Origin of the sequence: Pengzhenrongella phosphoraccumulans (genome assembly GCF_045689905.1) — a bacterium.
Classification (GTDB): Bacteria; Actinomycetota; Actinomycetes; order Actinomycetales; family Cellulomonadaceae; genus Pengzhenrongella; species Pengzhenrongella phosphoraccumulans.
Window position 1 is genome coordinate 2,139,980 of sequence record NZ_CP144210.1, and the last position, 20,122, is coordinate 2,160,101.

The window sequence follows — 20,122 nt, forward strand, 5'->3', positions numbered from 1 at the left end:
CCCGTGTCGGGGCCTTCTGACCCCCCGGAGGTGAGTGGCCAGACGTTTCGCGCACTGCGGCAAGACGATCCGCCGCTGCGCTGCGGAACGTGAGCACGGGGTGTGGACGTGGCGGAGTTGGGCGTGCGTTCAGCTCAGATCGGGCCCGGGTCGGCCGATGACAAGGGCATGGTCATCCCACGCACCACGGTCCGCACTGGGTTCAACGTGGCGATCGGGATCGCTGTGGGGGTTCCTGGCGCGGCCGTCTGCGTGGCCGCGACGTTGGGCACCAGCTGGCAGACGGGCGTCGTCGGCCTGCTCGGCCTCGCGGCAGTTGGCTTGACCGCGCTGCGGAGTGCCGGCGGCCAGACCAACGGGGCGCCGGCCGCAGCGACGCCGCGCGGACAGGCCCCGAGTACTGCGGTCGCCGACGGCGCGCACGCGACGGCGACCGCGAGGATCGTCGCCGCGCTTGCCGCTCTCGACGAGTCGACCGACGCCCTCGTCAGCGCTGGCACGCAGTTGCGCGAGGCCACTGAGGCGGACGGGATCCAGAGCCGGATCGTCACGGCGGCCGCGGAGAGCGTCCTGGCCGACGTCTCGCTCGCGTCGTCGATGAGCGAGGAGCTCGCCGCGGCGATGCGGGTCATCGCCGCCGACGCCGCCGAGGTTGCCCTCGTGAGCGGGACCGCCGCCGCGTTGGTCGAGTCCACCACCTCGCTCGCGTCCCGGCTCGGCACCACCTCGGTGGAGATCGGCTCCGTGCTCACGGTCATCGGCAAGATCGCCAGCCAGACCAACCTGCTCGCGCTCAACGCGGCGATCGAGGCGGCGCGGTCGGGCGAGGCAGGTAAGGCCTTCAAGGTCGTGGCGTCCGAGGTCAAGGACCTCTCTCGCGCGACCGACCAGGCGACGAAGAACATCGAGTCACGAGTCCTCGGGATGCAGGCCGACAGCGGGAGCGTGGTCGAGGCGATCGAGCACATCTCAGCGGTGATCGGGCAGGTGAACGAAGCGCAGGCCACGATCGCCGAGGCGGTGGGACGCACGGCGTCCAGCGAGCTGGACCAGTGCCTGGGCGAGGCCGTATCCGGAGCGATGGCCATCGCCATGAACCTCGGCACGAACGCCGAGTCGGCGGCGCGCACCAGCGCGAGTGTCGACGACGTGGTCGCGGGGATCGAGGCTGTCCGCGCTGCGGCTCGCGACCTCTCCGCCGGCCTCAGCCCCGAAGCTGCTCGACGGTAGCTCGACGATCGATCGCTCCCTTGGTGTCGCGGACGACTGCGGCAGGGTCGATCAGGTGCACGTGCCCGAGCAGATCGCCGAGGTGCCCGAGGGCGCGGCGGATGGCCTCGTGCTGTGCTCCCGCGTTCCAGGCGCGGTCGGCCGGCAGGACGACGACGACGTCGAGCGTGGAGCCGGCCGCTGTGAACAGCACGACATCGGTAGCGAGCTGCAGTGCCTCGCGGATCGCTGGCTCGAGGGTTGAGGTCTCGATCCAGCGACCGTTCGCGAGCTTGAAGTTGTTCACCACGCGGCCGCGATAGAAGAGCTCACCGTCGATTTGTTCGACCGCGTCGCCCGTGGCGACCCACCGGCCGGGGTCGAGCTGCACGAACCCGCCAGCGCCCCACTCGCCGATGCATGCGTTCTCGCCGCGAAACTCCAGTGCGCCGTCGACCAGGCGAACCTCGCAGCCGACAGGGCGGCCGAGAAGTCCGGCCTTCCATCGGCCCGGTTCGCCCAACGCGATCCCGGGCGAGGCTTCGGTCTGGCCGTAGCCGGCGCGCAGGGCGGTCCGCTCGAGCATGGCGGCGAGGTCGTTGCTCACCTGTGCCCCGCCGATCGTGCCGCCCGCAAGCCCAGCGAGTAGCGCCTCGCCGTCGTCCAGGGCGGCCAGCATCGTGATCGTGTGGGGCACCGCGGACAGGACGGCCGGGGCACGGCGCAGCAGCGCGGCCAACGCCAGTGGATCCCGCCCGCACTGGGGATCGCGCGCAATGTAGGAGCCTGCGAGCAGGGCGGGAAGGAGGTCCAGGATGAGTCCAAACGCGTGGTGCCATGGCAGCACGCTGACGACATAGGCGCCCGACAGCCCGAAGCGGGGCTGGTGGCTGTCGAGCACCGCGCACACGTTGCGGTCCGACAGTGCGATCCACCGAGGGCGACCGGTCGTCCCCGATGTGCTCAGGAGCAGAGCTGCTTCGGGGGTCCGGGGCTGGGTCGCCCGCCGGACCACGCCGACATCGCGGGCGGGTCCGCTGACGCCGTCAGCCGTCCAGACCCCTGGTCGGCCGGATCCAGGGCCGGGCCGGCCCGTCACGTCGAGAATGCCTGAGAGTGCGCCGGACGACTGCGCCACTACAGCGACCCGCGCGTCCAGCTCGTCGAGCATCGCCTCGGGGTCGCCGCCCGCTGGTACCGGCGCGACGGTGAGCCCTTCCCACAGCGCAGCGATGAGCACCTGGACGAAGGGCGCCGACGCCGGCAGGGCCAGCACCAAGCGGTCGCCGGGGCGCAGACCGGCCGCCCTGAATGCGTTCACCCAATGCCGAGAACCGATCCACAGCGAAGCTGCCGGGATGACGTCGTCGTCAGCGAAAATCACCGGGCACGCGCGCCCCCGCAGCGCCTCGACGAGGCGGGGGCGCAGGCCGGGGGTCACTTCTTTTCGACGAGGATCCAGTTGCCGCCGCGAGCCGTACGGTGCAGGTGGACCCGCACCGGGGTGGGGTTCATGTTGTAGCTGAACGTGTACACAAAGGCTAGGTTGAACGCCTTTGCGGCCACGCCCCTCTTGAAGTTCCCGTAGAACACGGCATTGTTTGTGCACGGGGCCAGTCGGGTGAAGAAGTTCTTTCCCATCGCGGTCGGCTGCGGCACCCCGGCGAGCACGCTCTCGTACTTGTTGTATTCCTGGATGAAACCGGCGTCGTCGACCTTCACGGCGCCAAACGGCAGCCGGTCGAGCTCGACACGGCTGAGCGAGTCGAGCCTGGCCAGCGTGTCCGGCTTGGCGAAACTGGTCGCGGCCATCCGGGCGCCCTGCTGCCAGAGGCTGTCGGCAAGAGTGCTGTTCACAGCGCTACCTCCTCGACGACGGGACGCTGGTTGGCATGCAACTCGCGGAACATCGCGATCAGCTCGTCGGCGTCTGCGGTGCCCAGCTCGTTCGCGAGCTTCTCGCGCTCGGCGTAGACGCTGTGGAGCTGACCCTCGAGGCTGCCCGGGTCAGCGGGGGTCACCGTCCCCGAACCTGTCGCAAGAGCTTCTTCCGTCATTGATGTTTCCCCCATACGCAAATGCCAGTCCCTCGATGGGTGGCACCCTACTGTGGGCCACATCCGCCGAAATTGCCACCCAATCACCAGTGCGATCGGAAGTTGCGCCGAGGAACCCCTGCGCCGCACCGGTGGCAATATCATGATTTACAGGGCAATGAATAGTTTGTCCTCTGGCTGTGCTCGCTTGGCGACCACAGTCGCGGCCTTCTCTGGGTACTGCACGCTGCTGATCGTCGACGATCAGTTGCGCCTCAAGGGCTACCTGGAGTCACCCGACGAGGTCACCGAGTTGGTGTTGGGCGTTCTCCTCGCGGGCCTGCGCCCCTGAATCCGATCCGTTCTGCACCAGGTGCGGCCGGCCTTGCCCGGGTGGCATGCGTGAGTAGCACTGCACGTGGAAGCCAGGCGAGCGGTGCCTGCGATCGACGGCCGGACGCGACGTGGCCTGCGTGCATCAGCACACCGACGCCGATAGTTCGCCGTGTCGAGGTTCATGCCCCGGACGGCTGGAGTACGCGTTGATCGATCATGCGAGTGCGGGATTGAGTCGAGCTTCGATGTTGTTGAGGTCAAGTTCCTGGCCACAATCGGAGCACGCCAGGTGCGGCACTGCGTGCCCGCCGCAGTCGTGGTGCAGGAGCTGTCGAGGTGGTCCCGCCGGGTGGGGGTAGTGGGTGTCTCCCCAGCGCATCAACAGTGCCACGACGTCGACGAGTTCCTGGCCCTTCGCTGTGGGCACGAACTCGTATCGCACGGGTCGGGCTTGGTAGGCGCGCCGTTCCAGGACGCCATCAGCGACCAGGGCATCGAGCCTGCGTGTGAGCACGGTTCGCGCGATGCCGAGGCTGTGCACGAGTTCATCGAAACGGCGAATCCCGGTGAAGACGTCTCGCAGGATGAGCAGTGTCCACCGCTCGCCGATGACTTCGAGCGAGCGAGCTAGGGAACACACCTGGCCTGGGTAGTCCGAACCGAGCATGAGGATCACGATAGCCCAACGAGTAGCGTCACGATACCTTCGCGCGCTAGGCTAAGTCTCGTCATGCTACTAACTGGACGAGAGGCCGGAGGGCATCATGTTCCTGTCCAGCGCACGTCGCGGCTTGACCTTTCGTTCCGACTACGGTCCGTGGGCGGTGGTCACTGGAGCGTCGTCGGGTATCGGGCAGGCGATTGCCACCGAGGTCGCCGCCGCCGGGGTGCACCTCGTGATCGTCGCGCGTACCGGCGCGGCCCTGGAAGCGGTCGCGGAGAAACTGCGGGCGGACCACGCGATCGACGTGCTCGTGGTCCGGTGCGACCTCGGCACGGCGGAGGGCGTCGTTGAGGTGGAGCGCGCGACAGAGCGCCTTGACGTCGGCTTGTTCGTGGCGGCGGCCGGCTTCGGAACGTCGGGACGGTTCATGGACGCGGACCGGGACACCGAAATGGCGATGCTCGACGTGAACTGCCGGGCCGTCCTGCTACTGAGTTTGCACTTCGCCCGCCGCTTCGCCGAACGCGGCCGCGGAGGGATCGTGCTGTTCGGGTCGGTGGTCGGATTCCAGGGCGCTCCCTGGGCGGCGCACTACGCGGCCACCAAGGCCTACGTCCAAACCCTCGCCGAGGGCCTGAGCCTCGAACTGAAACCCCAAGGCGTCGACGTACTATCCAGCGCGCCCGGACCGGTGCGCTCCGGGTTCGCTGATCGAGCAGGGATGAGCATGGGCGCGGTCTTGGAGCCGAGTGCGGTCGCGTCCGCGACGCTCCGTGCGCTCGGGCGGCGCTCGAGCGTCGCACCGGGTCGCCTCTCGAAAACGCTCACGTGGTCGCTGGCCCCGCTTCCGCGTCGCTGGCGTTCGAGGATCATGGGCCGGGTCATGGAACGGATGGCTGTGCTGCCAGCCGCGAGGGAGACGCTCAACGACTAAGCCTCGACCGATGACCTGGGGCTCGGCGCTGTGGTCGGGGTCGTGGTCTGCGGTTCGCGGTTGGGCGTGATCGCCTGCGGGCCTCGGGGGGTCTTCGTGCTGCTCGGCCTCGCGCCGCTGGTGCTGATCGGCTGGCTGTTCACCGACGCCACCGTCACCGCCGGGCAGTACGCCACAGCCACGGGCGCGATCCTGGCGGTCGCGCTGCCGTTCCTGCTGCTCGGGATGGCGATCGGCTACTCGCACTCGGCGAAGGCCGCGCTGCCGGTCGTGCAGGTCGTGCTGTTCCCGCTCGCGTTCGCCGGCGGGCTGTTCATGCCGCCCGAGGTCTTCCCCACCTGGCTGAACGCGTTCTCCGAGGCGCTGCCGAGCCGAGCCGGACGCGACCTACTGGTCGAGGCGCTCACGGGCGAGCCCGCCTACGCCCTCGCGATCCCCGTCCTGCTCGGCTGGACGATGGCGTTCGCCGCCCTCGCGATCTGGGCCTACCGGCGCGATGAAGGACACCGCTTCCGCTGACACCCTCCCGCCGCCGTAACGGCCTTCTAGAGCAGCGTGCCCGCCCCCGACGCCACTGCGGCGTGTCCAGCGTTCGCCATCCTCGTTCGGCACGACGATGACAGCAGCTGATGCTCCCCAGACCTAGGCGACCGGTAGGCGGTGACACGCACCGCGTTGCCCGGGCGCACAGCTGCTCGTGGACGTCGCCCAGGTGATCGCGGAGGTCAACCCGCGCTGGCGTTTGGACGCGATCATGGCTATCGCCGACTACGTCGACTGACGAGGTTGCCCGAGCGAATGCTCTGCCGGCGGCATGACACCCGCGCGATAGGCGCAATCGACAGCTAGCGACGGTCACGTAACCAGCTATCGGGTGACCGACTCCAGGACCTTGGCGAGATCCGCCGGCCGGCTCATCATCGGCCAGTGCCACGTCGGAAGCTCGACGTACGTCCAGTCGCCGTCGACCATGCGCGCGAACACCGGTGCCTGTGGTGCCATCTGCTGGAGTTGCTCAAGGGTGAAGCTGCACAGCACGCCCGTGCGTGGCAGCCGCTCCCAGGCGCCGGTGAGTGCGACCGGCTGGGTGGCGGTACGCCAGGGCTGCGGCTGCGAGCCTTCGACCAGCGCGGCGATGGCTGTGTCGTCGACCTCGGGCACCTCGGCTGCGAGCACAGCCCAGGGCGGTGGCGGGAGCTTCCAGCCCTCGCCGGATTTCATGACCAGGTCCTCGTTGGCAGCGCGCGCGTCGGGTCCCGCGAAGTCGGCCTGTGCCATGCCGTCCGGTAGGGGTCCCGAGTCGACGTAGACCAGGCGCGCCACGCGCTCAGGCACGCGGTCCGCCGCACCGGTCGTCACGAGGGCACCGTAGCTGTGGCCGACGAGCACGACGTCGTGCAGTTTGTGCTGCTCGAGCAGGTGCACGACGTCGTCGATGTGGGTCGTCAGGTCGGTCTCGGGCGAGGCGAGGTGGGCGCGCTCGCCCATGCCGGAGAGGTCGACGGCGTGCACGACGTGGCCGCGCTCACGCAGCGAGTCTGCGACGTGGCGCCAGACCCAGGCGCCGAGCCAGAAGCCGGGGACCAGGACGTAGGTGGTGGGGTTCATGGCGACCACGCTAGGCTGGATAGTGGACAGGATCCGCCCGGTATGCAGAGTCTGCCTCACCGTATCTTTTCCCGCAGCGCCGAGGAGGGCCGTGACGCGCCCGACCGCTCGTGTGCTAGCCATGCTGGAGCTGCTCCAGACGGGCGGGCAGCGCACGGTCGGCGATCTCGCTGCTCGGCTTGGGGTCGACGAGCGCACGGTCCGGCGCTATGCCGAGCACCTCGCCGACCTCGGCATCCCTGTCCAGGCGCAGCGGGGCAGGTACGGCGGCTACCGGCTCTCGCCGGGCTACAAGCTGCCGCCGCTGATGCTCACCGACGACGAGGCCGTCGCCGTCGTCCTGGGCCTCCGGGCCGCCGAACGCGCGGGGCTTGCCACCACCGACCCCGCAGCGACGTCCAGCGCGCTGGCCAAGGTGTCGCGTGTACTGCCGCGTGCCCTGGGCCAGCGGCTCGACAGCCTGCTGTCAACCGCACAGTTCACGACCCCGGTGCGAGCCACGGTTCCCGCCGACGCCGACACTCTGCTTGGTCTGGCCTCGGCTGCGCAAGCACGGCGCACCGTCGTGATCGCGTACACAGCCTGGGACGGGCGACAGTCGCAGCGTGGGCTCGATGTGTACGGCTTGGTCTTCCACTCCGGCCGGTGGTACGTCACCGGACACGACCACGGCCGCGACGACGTGCGGACCTTCCGCTTGGACCGCATCACCTCACTCAAGCAGGACGACGCCTCCTACATTGTGCCCGCTGACTTCGACGCCAGCACTCAGGTCGTGTCGGGCATCGCGGCGGTCCACTGGTCGCACGAGGTCTCCGTCGTGCTGCGGACCACCCTTGCGGATGCGGGCGAGCGACTGCCCCGCAGCTCGGGACGGCTCAGCGAGCATGTCGACGGTGTGCTCCTCGAGACGCGTGCCGAGCACCTCGACGGCATGGCCCGCATGCTGGCCGGGCTCGGCTGGGATTTCGAGGTGATCACCCCGGACGCCCTGCGGGACGAGGTCCTTGCCCTGTCCGACCGCCTCAGAGTCAGCGCGGTGCGCGGCGCCGTCGCCGGCACCACGGCTCCGCGGCAGACTCCTTGAGCGACTCCACACGCCCGCACAGCGGGGACCCCCGCACAACGCAACGAGGCTCAGACTTTTCGACCTGACGCCACCGAGGGCAGGACGGAGACCCGGACCGCTGCGGTCCTCGACATGCTTCCCACCGAACCAGACCCCCAGCTCGGGCCTGCATCGACCCATCTGGATCTCGGCATTTGCGGATGATTGCGCTGCCGGCCCGCCAAAAATCACATTGCCACGCGGGGGCCGACGCGATCGATCCTTGGCGACAGGAAACGAGCGTCTTGCCGACGCCGACTAGCACCACTTGGGCAGTGGTGCCGTCCACCTCGTACTGCCGCGAAGGGTACCTACGGGCCTGTTCATGGGTGTCACTGATCGGGGATATGTTCTTGTTCTAGTCGGCCAATCTGGGAGTTGAACAACGTTGTCGCCCGTCACTGCAGCGCTCGTCATCGCAGCCTCGCTCTTCGTGGTCGTGGGCGTCGTGGCCAGAATCCGGAGTTGGCCTGGCGGCCACGTCAGTTACGCGACCTTCCGAGACACACGTCGCACGCCGTTGGGCACAATCTCGGGATGGGCTGGCGGATGGTTCTGGACCGCAGCGGTCGTTTCGATCATGGTGCAGGGCACTTCATGGCCCTGGATCGCAGCGTTCTGCGTCCTACTCATCGCCCCTGGACTGATCATCGTTTGGTTGCACAACCGGCGCGTTACCGCGGAAGGCGAGAACGGTCTAATAGCCTGACCTAGAGGTCCTACGGTGCTCGGGTGGTCAATCGCATCGCGCGCCGCAGGCGCGGGTGGGCTTCTACACCCCGGATGAACCGTGGCTGAGTACGTCGCCGCTTTGCGACAGCCAAGTAGTGGCGGCGACGTCTACTTGCTTCGCTTGGGAGTATCCGGGCCGTACGTGCCGTGGCCGTTCGGGAGTCGGTCGTCGAACGCCGGGAAGTAGTAGCCCCGAACCGGATCGCCATGCACAGGGTCAACGCGGCTTCTCGGGGTATACCTGATGTTCCTCCACGCCCCCCGAGCAAAGATGTCCAACAACCTCTGGAACAGCCAGGATCTTCGCATCGGCGTTCTCCTCGTCCGCGGGAAGGCTGACCTCCACGTCAGGCGCATCGCTACTCCGCCAGGGTAGGTGACCGCCGTGGCCAGCGGCCAACTGCGACGGTTCGGTTCCGAGGACTCGCAGCATGACGACAGGTAGGCGGTGATTCAGAGGATTTCGCTTAACGACTGCTACCCCGCAATGTCGCGCTTCAATTGTCGGGGTCAACTGCCGGTGAAGAGGTCAATCAAGTGCGTTGCCCGGCTGGCAATAAAGTCCGCCGATTGGCGTAGCGTACCGACAGCGCCGACCGAGACTTCTGTTCCTCTGGCAACTGCAGTCACGCTGGCGCTCATTTCACTGGCTACGGCCGTTTGCTCCTCGACTGCACTAGCGACGCTTGATTGCTGGAGCTCAATCTCGCCGATCAAGTGAACAATGTCACCGATCGCGCCCGCCGCGTCGGTCGTGTCCGCCTGAATCGCGCCGATCATTTCGGTGATCTCGGCTGTGGCTGTCCGTGTGCTTCCCGCGAGCTCCTTGACTTCGTTCGCGACGACCGCAAACCCTTTGCCGGCTTCACCCGCGCGCGCGGCCTCTATAGTCGCGTTCAGTGCCAACAGGTTCGTTTGCTCGGCAATCGCCGAGATGAGTTTGCTTACGGCCCCGATTCTCGTGCTTGACTCGCCCAGTTTCGCAAGGCGCTGGCTCGCGAGAGTTGCGAGGCTGACTGCGGCGGCGGTGCCAGTGGCTGCTGCTGCGGCACTGACGGCGATCTCTCGGATACTCGCGGACATCTGCTCCGAACCAGCCGCGACACTCGCTGCTCGTGCCGATACGTCCTCCGCACCCGCGGCGATCTGATCGCTGAGGGCGGTGAGTGCCCCGGATGAGGAAGATAGCTCACGCGCCACAGCGTTGGAGGCGCGAGCGGTGTCCGCAGCGGCGGTGTCATCACTCCACACCACGACATAGCCAGCGTCGAGCCGGTTGATGAGGGCCTTCACCTCCGCGTGGCGACCATCCTTCTCAACACTCACGATGCGTGTCACCGGGTATGTCGACTCGTCACGGATGACCGAAACGAGTTCACCTTGGAGTGCCTGGAGAACGGCGCCGCCGCGCTCCGCGAGGACCTTCGCGCCGAGACCCTGCGCTGCATGGTTGCGGTGCAAAATGGAACCGCCGGCGTCGACGACCAAGACCGCTACGGGGGCCTGTTCAAACACCCCGAGGGCAATGAGGGGCGTCAGGGTGGCGGACGCCGACTTCGACGATGAGCGAGCTCGAAAGCGATGGAACATGGGACCCTTTCACGTGGGACTGGCCAAATTCACATCGGTTCGACTCGCCAAGATGTGAGTGAGAGTCGAACTTCGTCGGGTCCGTGGTGCGGCGACAGCACGAGGTGGCCCCGCAACGTAGTGCCACCTATGCATCGATGGCGCGCGACCGTCTTTGCCGCCGGCCCGACTCTGGCGGCGGTCGGGTGACGGGTCGGCTTGGTCAAGCTTGAGGGCGAATCGCGTGAGCGAACCCCCGCTGCTCTGGCTTGGGCACGCGTCCGTCGGGGTGACGGCGGTATCGAGCCCCGCTCAGCATCACGGGGTTGGCACGAACGATGGATCCGCCCGCTTTCGCAACTGTTGAGCGGAGGAGTGCACTCTTCCGCTGTTGGTGAGCACGATCTAGGCGCCCGTTGGCCCGAACACGAGGGGTGCGAGCGCGGCGAAGATCTGGTCTGCGGCCCCTCGCTACCGTTTTAGGTCCATGGGGTTGTGGGTCTCGCAACCGGGTGGCGCCCTGCAGGGGGTCCGTCCGCGCCTTCGAGGCGGACCCCGGGCCGGCGATCCTTCACTCCGTGGGTCGCGCGGTCGATGTTTCTCACAAGGACGGCGGCAGCCCGTTCGGTCGACGAGGCGCGGGAGCGGTCCACCATGGGGAACAAGCGCTCGAGCGCGGAGCAGCAGGTTGCCGAGTTGCTGCGCACGGCCAAGGATGCCCTCGGCCTGAGCGTCGCGTTCCTGACCCGGATGGATGGGACCACGCAGCACCTCGAGGTCGTCGATTCGAGCATCCCGTTCGTCTTTCGGGAGGGCGCCAAGCTGCCGCAAGAGACCACGTTCTGCCAGGCGATCCTGGACGGGCGCCTGCCCGCCGTCATCGGTGACGTCCGGGAGCACCCCGTGGCGATGGCGTTGCCGGCGGCCCGGTTTCCGCGACTGCGCAGCTACGTCTCGGTGCCCGTGCGGCTCACAGACGGCTCCCTGTACGGGACGTTCTGCGCGACCGGGCTGACGACGGACCGGGGCTTGACCAAGCGGGACAAGGCCCTGATGGAGGTTCTGGCCTCAGCGGCCGCCGTGATCATCGAGCCCGGCGTCGTCGAGCAGGCGCGGCGGGAGGAGATCGTCGCGCGCCTGCTGCCGGTCCTCGCGGCTGGCGGGCCCACGGTGCTCCTCCAGCCGATCGTCGAGCTCGCCACCGGACGGCGCATCGGCTCGGAGGCCCTCAGCCGGTTCCCGGCGGACTGGGACAAGGCGCCCGACGTCGTCTTTGCCGAGGCGCACTCGGTGGGCCTCGGGGACCAGCTCGAGTTGCTCGCGCTCGAGCGCGCGGCCGACCACTTGGCGGTTGTGACCGGCTATATCGCGATGAACGTGTCGCCGCAGACGCTTCTGACCCCGGCCTGCGCCGAGCTGCTGGACCGGCTCCCGCTGACCCGGGTGCTTCTGGAGCTCTCGGAGCACGACCAGGTTGAGGACTACGACGCCCTGCACGCGGTTCTCGCGCGCCCGCGCGCGGCCGGAATGCGGCTGGCGATCGACGACGTCGGGGCGGGGTTCTCGTCCCTGCGGCACATCGTGCTGTGCGCGCCGGATGTGCTCAAGCTGGACCGCAGCATCATCGACGGCATCAGCTCGGACGCGGTCCTGGCGACGCTCGTGACGGCCCTCGTGGAGTTCGCCCACGGCAACGGCAGCCGTGTCGTCGCCGAGGGGATAGAGACCGCCGCGGACGGCGACGTCCTGCGAGATATCGGGGTGGACTACGCGCAGGGGTGGTTCTTTGGTCGCCCCGGACCGCCCGAGGCGCTGGTCGACGCCGAGGAGCCCGCGGTGGCACCTAGGCCGATCGGTGCGCTACTTGACGGCGCACGTCTGCTTGCGGATGTGCCGCACGCCGTCGGCCCGGCCGGCGCCCCCGACGCGGTCCGCGGCGCCTCGCGCGCGGCGGGCGCCACCGGCCCGGTCTGACCTTTGAGGGTGGTGTTCATGCATCGGACTCGTACCTTGCCTACGGGCTCAGCGGCGGTCCCGAACAGGCATTCAGACAGCGCGGCTCGAGCGGGATCGCCACGTAACGACAGGTAGGTGCCCAAATCGCGGTCCTGATCGCCAGTGGAGGGGTTTACCTCGACCAGACGGGCGCATCTTCGGGGCCGCGGTGGTCGGCGGGCTCCAGACTCGCGGGAAGCTCTCCGGCCGGGACCGGTCGGCCCAGCAGGTAGCCCTGCCCGGCGTCGCACCCTGCAGCCCGCAGTGCCTCGAGCTGGTCGAAGCTCTCGATGCCCTCCGCGACCACGGTCTTGCCCAGCGCGTGGGCGAGCGAGATGACGCCGACGACCAGGGCCCGGTCCTCCGCGCACTGACACATCCCGCTGACGAACGATCGATCGATCTTGACCACGTCGAGCGGATACCGCCGCAGGTGGGACAACGACGAGTGACCGGTCCCGAAGTCGTCGAGCATGAGGGTCAGACCCAAGACGTGCAGGCGCCCGAGCACGACCGTCGGCGTCTCGCCGATCATCAGCGCGCTTTCGGTGACCTCGAGCCCCAGGGCGCCTGGCGGGATCCGGTGCCGACTGAGGAGCGCCGCGACGTCGTCGGGCAACTCCTCGGTGAGTTGCCGCGCGCTCACGTTGACCGCGACCTGGAACTCCTCGCCCACCACGCCGTCCCTTCGCCACGTCGCGAGGTCGGTCAACGCGTGGTCGAGCACCCAGAGCCCGAGCTTGGGCATAAGCCCGCACGTCTCGGCGATCTCGATGAACTCATCGGGACCGACCGGCCCGAGCTCGCCGCTCGTCCAGCGCAGCAGACCCTCGGCGCCGATCGGTCGGCCCGAGGTCAGGGAGATGACCGGTTGGTAATGCACCGCCAGCTCGGCGCGCTCGACGGCCTCGCGGAGCCCGTTCTCGATCGCCATGCGGCGGTGGTCGCGTCCGCTCGCGAGGGGGTCGTAGAGCCGCCATCGGCCGCTGCCGGCGGCCTTCGCGTGGTACATCGCGGCGTCGGCGTCGCGCAGCAGTGTCTCGGGGGTGTCGTCGTCGCCCGCGAGCGCGACTCCGACGCAGCCGTTCACATAAACGCGCTGGTCCCCGATCTGCACGGGCTCCGCCCACGCCCCCTCGAGTCTGTCCCAAATCTGCTGGGCCTTGAGGTGGCCGGTGCGGTCCTCGCACAAGATGGCGAACTCGTCGCCGCCAAGGCGGGCCACGACGTCGGTCTCGCGCAGAGCGCTCGTCAGTCGCCCCGCGAGCTCGGTGAGCAGCCCGTCCCCGACGCCGTGCCCATAGCTGTCGTTGATGTTCTTGAACCGGTCGAGGTCGAGCATGAGCACATGCACGGAGCCGCCCTTGGTCGCGCGTCGCGCGAGTGCCGCCGTGGCGGCGGTGTGGAACAAGCGCCGGTTCGGCAGCCCGGTCAGGGCGTCGTGGGTCGCCGCGAGGCGGAGCTGGTCGACGATCCGCGACACGAGCAAGGTGACGACCACGACCGTGGCGAGCATGAACACGTACTCGACGCCTGCGAGCGCTCTGTTCGGCATGGTGAGCGACGCGGCGCCGAGCAGGACCGCGGTGAGGGTGACGTGCGCCCAGCGCACGCGGCCTGAGAAGAGCCCCGCGTACGCCGTCGTCCAAAGCAGGAAGACTGCGTATGTGTTACTAGCGTCGCGGGTCGTGGCGTAGCCGACGGTGATGACGAGCTGCGCCGAGATGATGCACAGGTGGGCGGCCAGGTCGAGATTTCGGACCGATAGCGGAGCGACCGAGATCACGCCCATCACGGCGCCCAGGACGCACCCCAGGACGGCGAGAACGACGATCGTGCCACGCCAAGGAGCGGTACTGGTGGGCGGGAGCAGAGCAAGAACCAGGGCGAGAACGCCGCCGGCGAGGTACTGCCCGCCCAGGAGCCGGGCGAGCTGACGCGGCGCGAAGACGTGATCGCTCAGGCTCGTCGCCGGACCGGTGCGCGCAAGAGCACGGAGCAACGTGGCCTCCGGTCTCGGGTCGCGGGCTAGGTGCGCAGGCTAGATGTGCTGAGTGCGCACTGGGTGCGCTGTGCGCGACACTCCGCGTGCTGCATGAGCCTTATCGACCGATGGCGCCGGAATGGTAGCCATATGCGGGGTGGCGGCCAGAACGCTTTCTGACCGAGAACCGTGACCCGGGTGCCCGGTCCCGGACCAAAGTCGGCGGACTGGGCCGAACTCGGCGCCGTTGGGATACGCCCGCGGGCATCTAAAAGTCAGCGAGGCCCCGAACCAGCTCGTGACCGCAGCGCCGGTGCGTCTGGGTCGCTCGAGGTGAGGGAAGTGACCGGTGCCTTCCCACGTCTCGCTCCTGTATTCCTGGGTTAAGAGAGTGTCCTGGCCATCAGCGAGGAACGACAACGCGCGGCCGTCGTCGGTGCCGGCGATGTACAGGGTGGGGACGGGTCTCGGTGCTGCCTGGACGGAGAAGCCTCCAGCTCGGTACGTGGCGACGGGCCCTGGCGTGCTCGCTCGAAGCGTGTTCTTCACGTGTGCGCCGTGCTGTGCCGGGACGTGGAACCTGGGAGACCAGGCTCGCCACAGCCGGTCGTTGTATGCGAAGTCATCGGCGGCGACGCGCCTGTTGGCCCGATGTCCCAGTTGAAGGAAGACTATGTACCTGCTCATCCGGAGCTGTCGTGGTGAGCGTCGGGCTTTGCGCTGGACGAAAGCGGGGTCGTCGCCGGCAGCAGCACGGCTCGGCGGAAGCGGTGCGGTGCGCAGGCCATTGCCGGGTAGGTGAGCTGGGTGCCGCAGTCGTGACCCACCGGGAATGTCGGGTGGCGCCGCGGCGGATCAGGCCGCTGGTGCGAAGTTCGACACTGTGTTCGTCGAGCGCGATTCGGCGCCGAGGCTGCCAGCAACGGGCCGAGATCGGAACCCGCCGCCGTTAGCGCCAACCAAGTGGCGTCGTTTGTGAAGCTGAACGAACGCAGGCTGAGATATTCCTTCCCCGCCGAAATCGTCGGTTGCAATGGACTATCTCGGCACGGATAAACGACGTCGGCAACCCTCTTGCCGAGGACCGGAATCCGTCACGGCACCTTGTCAGCCAGTGCGCTGCAGCAGGAAGTCAGCGACGACTTGAGGCTGGGCGAGTGCGATGAGGTGGCCGCCCGGCCGTAGGGCGACGTTGGTTCCAAGCCGTTCGCGGGCGACGCGCTCCTGGAACTTGGGTGGAAAGAATCGGTCGTCGGCCCCTGTCAACACCCTGGTCGGGCACGGCCAGGACGTGAACTTGCTTGGTGTGCCGAAAACTGCATCGCTTTCCTCTCGTGGGTCGGCCTCGAGTCCTGCCGTGTCGACGTCGTGGAGAAAGTAGGTAGCGACGTCGAAGTCGCCATAACCCCCGCGCCGGGCCGCCGACTCCCGCTCCTCGATGGCACCGGTCACCCGCCACCACTGACCGGGGGTCTCGCCGGGCACGGGAACCATCGCGTTCACGAGCACGACTTCCCGTACCGGCAGACGCTCAGCGGCCATCGGGGCGGTGAAGCCGCCCAAAGACTGGGCCACGAGCACGACATCGGAGAACTGCTGCGCCGCTGCGACGACCAGGTCCACGTACTCCGGCAACCCCGCCGTCCGGTCGGGGCCGGGCAGATCGACGGCCAGGGCCTGGTGGCCAGCTCGTTCCAGGACCGGGACCACCCGTGACCAGTACTCGGCGGAGCCACCGGCACCGGGAATCAGTACATAGGTCGCCATACGTCTACCTCCACCCGAGCACGCCCAGCCGTCCTAGCGATCCTGATGATGACCCATGTCGTGCCCATCAGCCACCGTCATCCTGTGCACGCTCAACGGCATGTCCGGATGGCTGCGCCGCTCGATCGACGAACACTGCTTGATGCGATGCAAGGCGCCGGCCGTACCGGCACGTGGCGACCGCCAAGCGGTGTGGGGTGCCGATCCGGCACTTGGTGCCACCTAAGTCGCATCGCCTCGAAGGGCTCGTTGGCCCGGCGGCCGGGCGTCGGCGTGATGGCAGAGCGTCGCGACGCCGTTCCTGTTGTGGTCACCTTCGGCGCGTAGGAGGCCGGAGGCCGCCTGTCTCTCCTCGACGGCGTACGGCTGGCCATGGGTGGCGACTCTCGCAAGGCGTAGCTCGCCTTGCGGAATGGAAACGCTGGCATTCAGCCTGAAAGCTGAATGCCTGCCTTCCTCGCTCGGGTGCGTCGTCGCAGGTCAGCAAGGCCGGCAGGAGTCGGTTCGGGCCGTACGCGACCGCATGGGCTCGGGCCGCGGCGCCATTTCGCTCCATTACGTAATGGAGTGAAGTGGCGTCAACTGTCATCCGGCGAGCCGTACGAAACCGCCGCAAGCCCCTGACCTGCACAAACATGGAGCGGGTGACGGGAATCGAACCCGCGCTATCAGCTTGGGAAGCTGACGATGAGGGGTTTCTGGACAGCGGCTGAACTGCGTTGTTGCAGGTGAGAGAGTTGGCGAACGACAGGTGGGCACAGTAGACGACATCCAGATGCACTTCGTAATGGAGCGTAATGGAGTGCCTCCACTCGCGCAGCGGGGGTACTGATCGAGAACTGACACCGAGGTTTGCGGACGCTCGAAGGGGGTCTCGCAAACGCAGTACGGTCCAAGCGGCCGTTTCCAACGAAGGAGCAAGGCATCGTGGGTTTTCGCGCGCGTAAGTCGATCAAGATCATGCCGGGCGTGCGGATGACCATCACCCCACGGGGTGTCTCGGCGTCCGTAGGTGTTCGCGGCGCACGTGTCACCGCGCACTCGTCCGGGCGGGTCACGCGCACCGTTGGGATCCCCGGGTCCGGGCTGTCGCACACCACCACGACCAAGACGCGCAGTAATTCCTCGCCTGCTCCGACTCGAGCCGGGGCGCCTACACAGAGGGTTGCACCAGTTCCGGCACCTCCGAAGCCTGGCGCCTTCGCCCCGAAATGGGAGAAGCAACTGTTCGAGGCCGCCGTCAAACGTCATGATGCTGCCGCGGTCCGCCAGGTCGCCACCGACCACGCGGAAGCGCACACTGCCGGAGCCCTGCTTGAGTCACTCCTGGGCGCCATCCCTAGGGGTGACTTCGCGACAGTGCAGCGCAACCTTGCTTGGCTGCTGTCGACTGACTTCGACCCAGCAACGGACCCGTTCATGACCAAGTACTTCAGCGGTGCGACGCTGAGCCTTGAGGTCGCGGCCGGGATCACGGTCGAGCTCCCGCTCACCCGCGACACCATCGGGCTCGCGCTGGCTGAGGCGCACCAGAGCGCCGGCAATCTGGCTGCGGCCGTGGAAGCGGTTGAGGGCGTCGCCCCGAGCACGATCAGCGCCGTGTCGCTCGCCGAGCTGTACATCGCACAGAGTCGGTGGGACGACGTCGTCGAGCTAACGAACGGCTTGACGAACGAGGACGAGGCGGCGGTGTTCCTGCTCGTCCAGCGGGCGATCGCCCTTCGTGAGTCGGGCACACCGGGCGCTGCCCGCGAGGCTTTGAAGGAAGCGCTGCGGATTCGCTCACGGCCTGCGGGTCTTCGCCATCTCGCGCTTATTGAGCGTGCGTACACCTATCTGGCAGAGCGAAAGCCCGCCATGGCGCGCAAGGACCTTGAGAAGGTTCTCGCGGATGACGCAACCTACCCAGGTCTGCAGGCCGCTCTCGCTGAACTGCCTGTCGCGTAGGCCGCGCGACGAAACGATGATTCAGCTACTTGCGGTGACGCCGACCCCGAACCCCACCCCGGATCTGGTGGGTCTGGTCGCGCGGTCGTTCGGTCAGGGGTTCTGGCAGGCGGCGTCGTCGTCGCCGCTAGTGGGGCTTGTCCTCGTGCTGCTCGCGGTGATGGTTGTGGTTCGCGTTTACCGGGCGTTCCGGTGGATTCCGCTGACCGCCGCACCGCGTGACCCGATGCGTCGGTACTCCGGCACGGATCGGGCAGCCGTCCTGTTCCGTGCTGGCGGGCGGTGCGAGCACGACGGTTGGCTGGGTGGTCGATGCAGAGTGACCGACCATCTGCAGGCGGACCACGTGCACCCGTACTCTCGTGGCGGAAGTACGACCGTGGGGAACGGTCAGGCGCTGTGCGCGGTGCACAACAAGCAGAAGGCCGCGAAGATCCCGTACAACTGGGAACTGCGGCGGCTAGAAAGGCTCCGCGCGGCCTACTCCCCACCGGGGATCGGCCTGGCCGTCGTCCGGCGCAGCAGCCGGGAGCCATTGACTCCGAGCAGTAGATCGCGACGACGCGGATCCAGCGCAGCCCACGACCCGTCCTAACGGCCTTTGACATGCGCGCCGAGGACGTGCGGCTTGACGACAGCTAGGTTCTGTGCACCGTCCGTGCCGTGACCACCGCGACGTGTCCAGCCATCGCGAGCTCGGGGGTGGTCATCCTGTGTCGTTGCCCGGACCGGATTGGTCGTAGGCACCTGGTTGACACTCCACGCAGCTCGCGCTATCGTCCGATAAAACGTTTCGGCTAAACGTTTTACCAGTCCTCGTGGAGGAGCTGGCATCGATGTGGGGAAGACGAATTGGAGTCCTGGCAATGAAGCTGTGGAGTACACCCCTGAGCTCGCGGCGACGCGGGCGGCTCATCACTGCTGGTCTGGCGGTGACGACCCTGTTCGCGGCGGCCGCATGCGGTGCCGGCGGTTCGAGCGTCTCGTCCACGGGAACCAGCGGACCCGGTTCGCTGACGGTGCTCGTTGAGGGTGGTGGCAAGGCTGAGCTTCAGCCGGTCGCCGACCTATACAAGCAGGACACCGGCAACACGGTGACGTTCGTCGAGTTGCCCTACGCCGGGCTGTACGACCGGATCTCGACCGAACTGGCTTCGGGCAACGTGTCCTTCGATGTTGCGGCGCTCGACGCGATCTGGCTGAAGGCGTTCGCTGACGGCGTCGAGCCGCTGGATTCGATGTTTACCGACGCGGTCAAGGGCGACCTGTTTCCCTCCCTGGTGACCGAGGCCAAGGTCGGCGACCACTTCGTGGGCATGCCCGTCTGGACCAACGCCGAGATCCTCTACTACCGCACCGACCTGTTCGGCGACCCGACCGAACAGGCGAACTTCAAAGCCAAGTACGGCTATGACCTCACGCCGCCAACCACCTGGCAGCAGTTCCAGGATGCGGCCGAGTTCTTCACCCGTGCCCCAACCCTGTATGGCACGGACGTCAAGGGAGCGGTAGAGACCGAATGGCTCGCGACCGTGCTCCAGGCCGGCGCGAAGGGCATGGTTCTGGACGCCGACGGCAAGGTCATCATCAACGACGCTGAGCATAAGGCGGCGCTGGACTACTACTCCGAGCTGAACACCGTTGCCAAGGTCAGCCCCGCGGGTGCTGCTCAGATCGACTGGGCCGCGGCCCAGAACCTGTTCAACCAGGGACAGACCGCGATGACCCGGTTCTGGGCCCACGCCTACACGCAGATCCCGACCGACGCCGCGGTGGCGGGCAAGGTTGGTGTGACGGTGCTCCCCGCGGGTGCGGGCGGCTCGGCTGCGGTGCCCGGCGCCTGGTATCTCTCGGTGCCGAAGAACGCGAAGAACTCCAAGCTCGCCAATGAGTTCATCCAGTTCGCGTACGACCACAACGAGCTGGGACTCGACACGAGCCTCGGGCTCGCGGCACGCAAGTCCGCGCTGCAAAGCTTCGCCGACAAGCCGGGCCACGAGAACCTCAAGCCGCTGATCGCAACCCTTGAGGCCCCGGCCACCGCGGCGCGACCGGCGACACCGAAATGGCAGCAGATCGTGGACAGCGTGCTGATCCCCATGATTCAGAAATCGGTCGCCGACAGCTCCAACAACCAGCAGCTCCTTGACGACGCGAAGAAACAGATCGAGGAAATCCTCGGCTAAGCCACGGGTGGCCGGCGTCCCCACCGCCGGCCACCCGTCCCAACCGT

The 20,122-nt window shown here is 67.7% G+C and carries 17 protein-coding genes and 1 pseudogene; 10 read left to right on the forward strand and 8 right to left on the reverse strand.

The genetic code is table 11. From position 1 onward, the window contains the following. Positions 1 to 108 precede the first annotated feature (108 nt). Positions 109 to 1,230, forward strand: a complete 1,122-nt coding sequence (locus VTA80_RS09870) for a methyl-accepting chemotaxis protein (protein ID WP_407345329.1) — start codon at positions 109 to 111, stop codon at positions 1,228 to 1,230. On the opposite strand, the gene VTA80_RS09875 is transcribed toward VTA80_RS09870, so the two are convergent. The 3 genes from VTA80_RS09875 to VTA80_RS09885 form a co-directional block, all read right to left on the reverse strand. Then, positions 1,205 to 2,530: an AMP-binding protein gene (locus VTA80_RS09875; protein WP_407345330.1), complete on the reverse strand. Its 1,326-nt coding sequence runs from the start codon at positions 2,528 to 2,530 to the stop codon at positions 1,205 to 1,207. The two genes, VTA80_RS09870 and VTA80_RS09875, sit on opposite strands and share 26 nt — an antisense overlap. Positions 2,531 to 2,646: 116 nt before the next feature. Next, the gene (locus VTA80_RS09880) at positions 2,647 to 3,066 is read right to left on the reverse strand and encodes a hypothetical protein (protein WP_407345331.1); all 420 of its coding nucleotides are present in this window, start codon (positions 3,064 to 3,066) and stop codon (positions 2,647 to 2,649) included. Further along, positions 3,063 to 3,230 (reverse strand): hypothetical protein, encoded by a 168-nt coding sequence (locus VTA80_RS09885; protein ID WP_407345332.1) that lies wholly within the window; start codon positions 3,228 to 3,230, stop codon positions 3,063 to 3,065. Before VTA80_RS09885 ends, VTA80_RS09880 begins: the two co-directional genes overlap by 4 nt. 223 nt (positions 3,231 to 3,453) lie before the next feature. Between VTA80_RS09885 and VTA80_RS09890 the strand changes: the two genes are divergently transcribed. Then, positions 3,454 to 3,597, forward strand: a complete 144-nt coding sequence (locus tag VTA80_RS09890; RefSeq protein WP_407345333.1) for a hypothetical protein — start codon at positions 3,454 to 3,456, stop codon at positions 3,595 to 3,597. A gap of 198 nt (positions 3,598 to 3,795) precedes the next feature. On the opposite strand, the gene VTA80_RS09895 is transcribed toward VTA80_RS09890, so the two are convergent. After that, positions 3,796 to 4,221, reverse strand: a complete 426-nt coding sequence (locus VTA80_RS09895; protein WP_407345334.1) for a winged helix-turn-helix transcriptional regulator — start codon at positions 4,219 to 4,221, stop codon at positions 3,796 to 3,798. A gap of 124 nt (positions 4,222 to 4,345) precedes the next feature. Between VTA80_RS09895 and VTA80_RS09900 the strand changes: the two genes are divergently transcribed. Together VTA80_RS09900 and VTA80_RS09905 are read left to right on the forward strand one after the other, a co-directional pair. Then, complete coding sequence (locus tag VTA80_RS09900) at positions 4,346 to 5,179, forward strand: SDR family NAD(P)-dependent oxidoreductase (RefSeq protein WP_407345335.1); 834 nt, start codon at positions 4,346 to 4,348, stop codon at positions 5,177 to 5,179. Positions 5,180 to 5,275: 96 nt separating this feature from the next. Next, the gene (locus tag VTA80_RS09905; protein WP_407345336.1) at positions 5,276 to 5,698 is read left to right on the forward strand and encodes an ABC transporter permease; all 423 of its coding nucleotides are present in this window, start codon (positions 5,276 to 5,278) and stop codon (positions 5,696 to 5,698) included. 348 nt (positions 5,699 to 6,046) lie between these two features. On the opposite strand, the gene VTA80_RS09910 is transcribed toward VTA80_RS09905, so the two are convergent. Beyond that, positions 6,047 to 6,787 carry an alpha/beta fold hydrolase gene (locus VTA80_RS09910; protein ID WP_407345337.1) on the reverse strand — a complete coding sequence of 247 codons (741 nt, stop codon included), beginning with the start codon at positions 6,785 to 6,787 and terminating at the stop codon, positions 6,047 to 6,049. Positions 6,788 to 6,878: 91 nt separating this feature from the next. Between VTA80_RS09910 and VTA80_RS09915 the strand changes: the two genes are divergently transcribed. Continuing rightward, the gene (locus VTA80_RS09915; protein ID WP_407345338.1) at positions 6,879 to 7,874 is read left to right on the forward strand and encodes a helix-turn-helix transcriptional regulator; all 996 of its coding nucleotides are present in this window, start codon (positions 6,879 to 6,881) and stop codon (positions 7,872 to 7,874) included. A gap of 1,263 nt (positions 7,875 to 9,137) precedes the next feature. On the opposite strand, the gene VTA80_RS09920 is transcribed toward VTA80_RS09915, so the two are convergent. After that, positions 9,138 to 10,142: a methyl-accepting chemotaxis protein gene (locus tag VTA80_RS09920; RefSeq protein WP_407345339.1), complete on the reverse strand. Its 1,005-nt coding sequence runs from the start codon at positions 10,140 to 10,142 to the stop codon at positions 9,138 to 9,140. Positions 10,143 to 10,790: 648 nt separating this feature from the next. Here VTA80_RS09920 and VTA80_RS09925 point away from each other — a divergent pair. After that, positions 10,791 to 12,170: an EAL domain-containing protein gene (locus VTA80_RS09925; RefSeq protein WP_407345340.1), complete on the forward strand. Its 1,380-nt coding sequence runs from the start codon at positions 10,791 to 10,793 to the stop codon at positions 12,168 to 12,170. A 154-nt stretch (positions 12,171 to 12,324) separates the two neighbouring features. Here the strand turns inward: VTA80_RS09925 and VTA80_RS09930 are convergent, their stop codons facing one another. Both VTA80_RS09930 and VTA80_RS09935 read right to left on the reverse strand, forming a co-directional pair. Further along, positions 12,325 to 14,193, reverse strand: coding sequence for a putative bifunctional diguanylate cyclase/phosphodiesterase (locus tag VTA80_RS09930; protein ID WP_407345341.1), 1,869 nt, complete (start codon positions 14,191 to 14,193; stop codon positions 12,325 to 12,327). Between the two features lie 1,089 nt (positions 14,194 to 15,282). Next, entirely contained in the window at positions 15,283 to 15,942 is a 660-nt protein-coding gene (locus tag VTA80_RS09935) for an alpha/beta fold hydrolase (protein WP_407345342.1), read from the reverse strand. A gap of 927 nt (positions 15,943 to 16,869) precedes the next feature. Between VTA80_RS09935 and VTA80_RS09940 the strand changes: the two are divergent. From VTA80_RS09940 to VTA80_RS09955, 4 genes and pseudogenes are all read left to right on the forward strand, one after another. Continuing rightward, positions 16,870 to 17,025: pseudogene (locus VTA80_RS09940) on the forward strand (DUF4236 domain-containing protein); the annotation flags it as partial. A gap of 336 nt (positions 17,026 to 17,361) precedes the next feature. Continuing rightward, positions 17,362 to 17,889: a tetratricopeptide repeat protein gene (locus VTA80_RS09945; protein WP_407345856.1), complete on the forward strand. Its 528-nt coding sequence runs from the start codon at positions 17,362 to 17,364 to the stop codon at positions 17,887 to 17,889. A gap of 34 nt (positions 17,890 to 17,923) precedes the next feature. After that, positions 17,924 to 18,484, forward strand: a complete 561-nt coding sequence (locus VTA80_RS09950; RefSeq protein WP_407345343.1) for an HNH endonuclease — start codon at positions 17,924 to 17,926, stop codon at positions 18,482 to 18,484. A 337-nt stretch (positions 18,485 to 18,821) separates the two neighbouring features. Continuing rightward, the gene (locus VTA80_RS09955) at positions 18,822 to 20,075 is read left to right on the forward strand and encodes an ABC transporter substrate-binding protein (protein ID WP_407345344.1); all 1,254 of its coding nucleotides are present in this window, start codon (positions 18,822 to 18,824) and stop codon (positions 20,073 to 20,075) included. Positions 20,076 to 20,122: the final 47 nt, after the last annotated feature.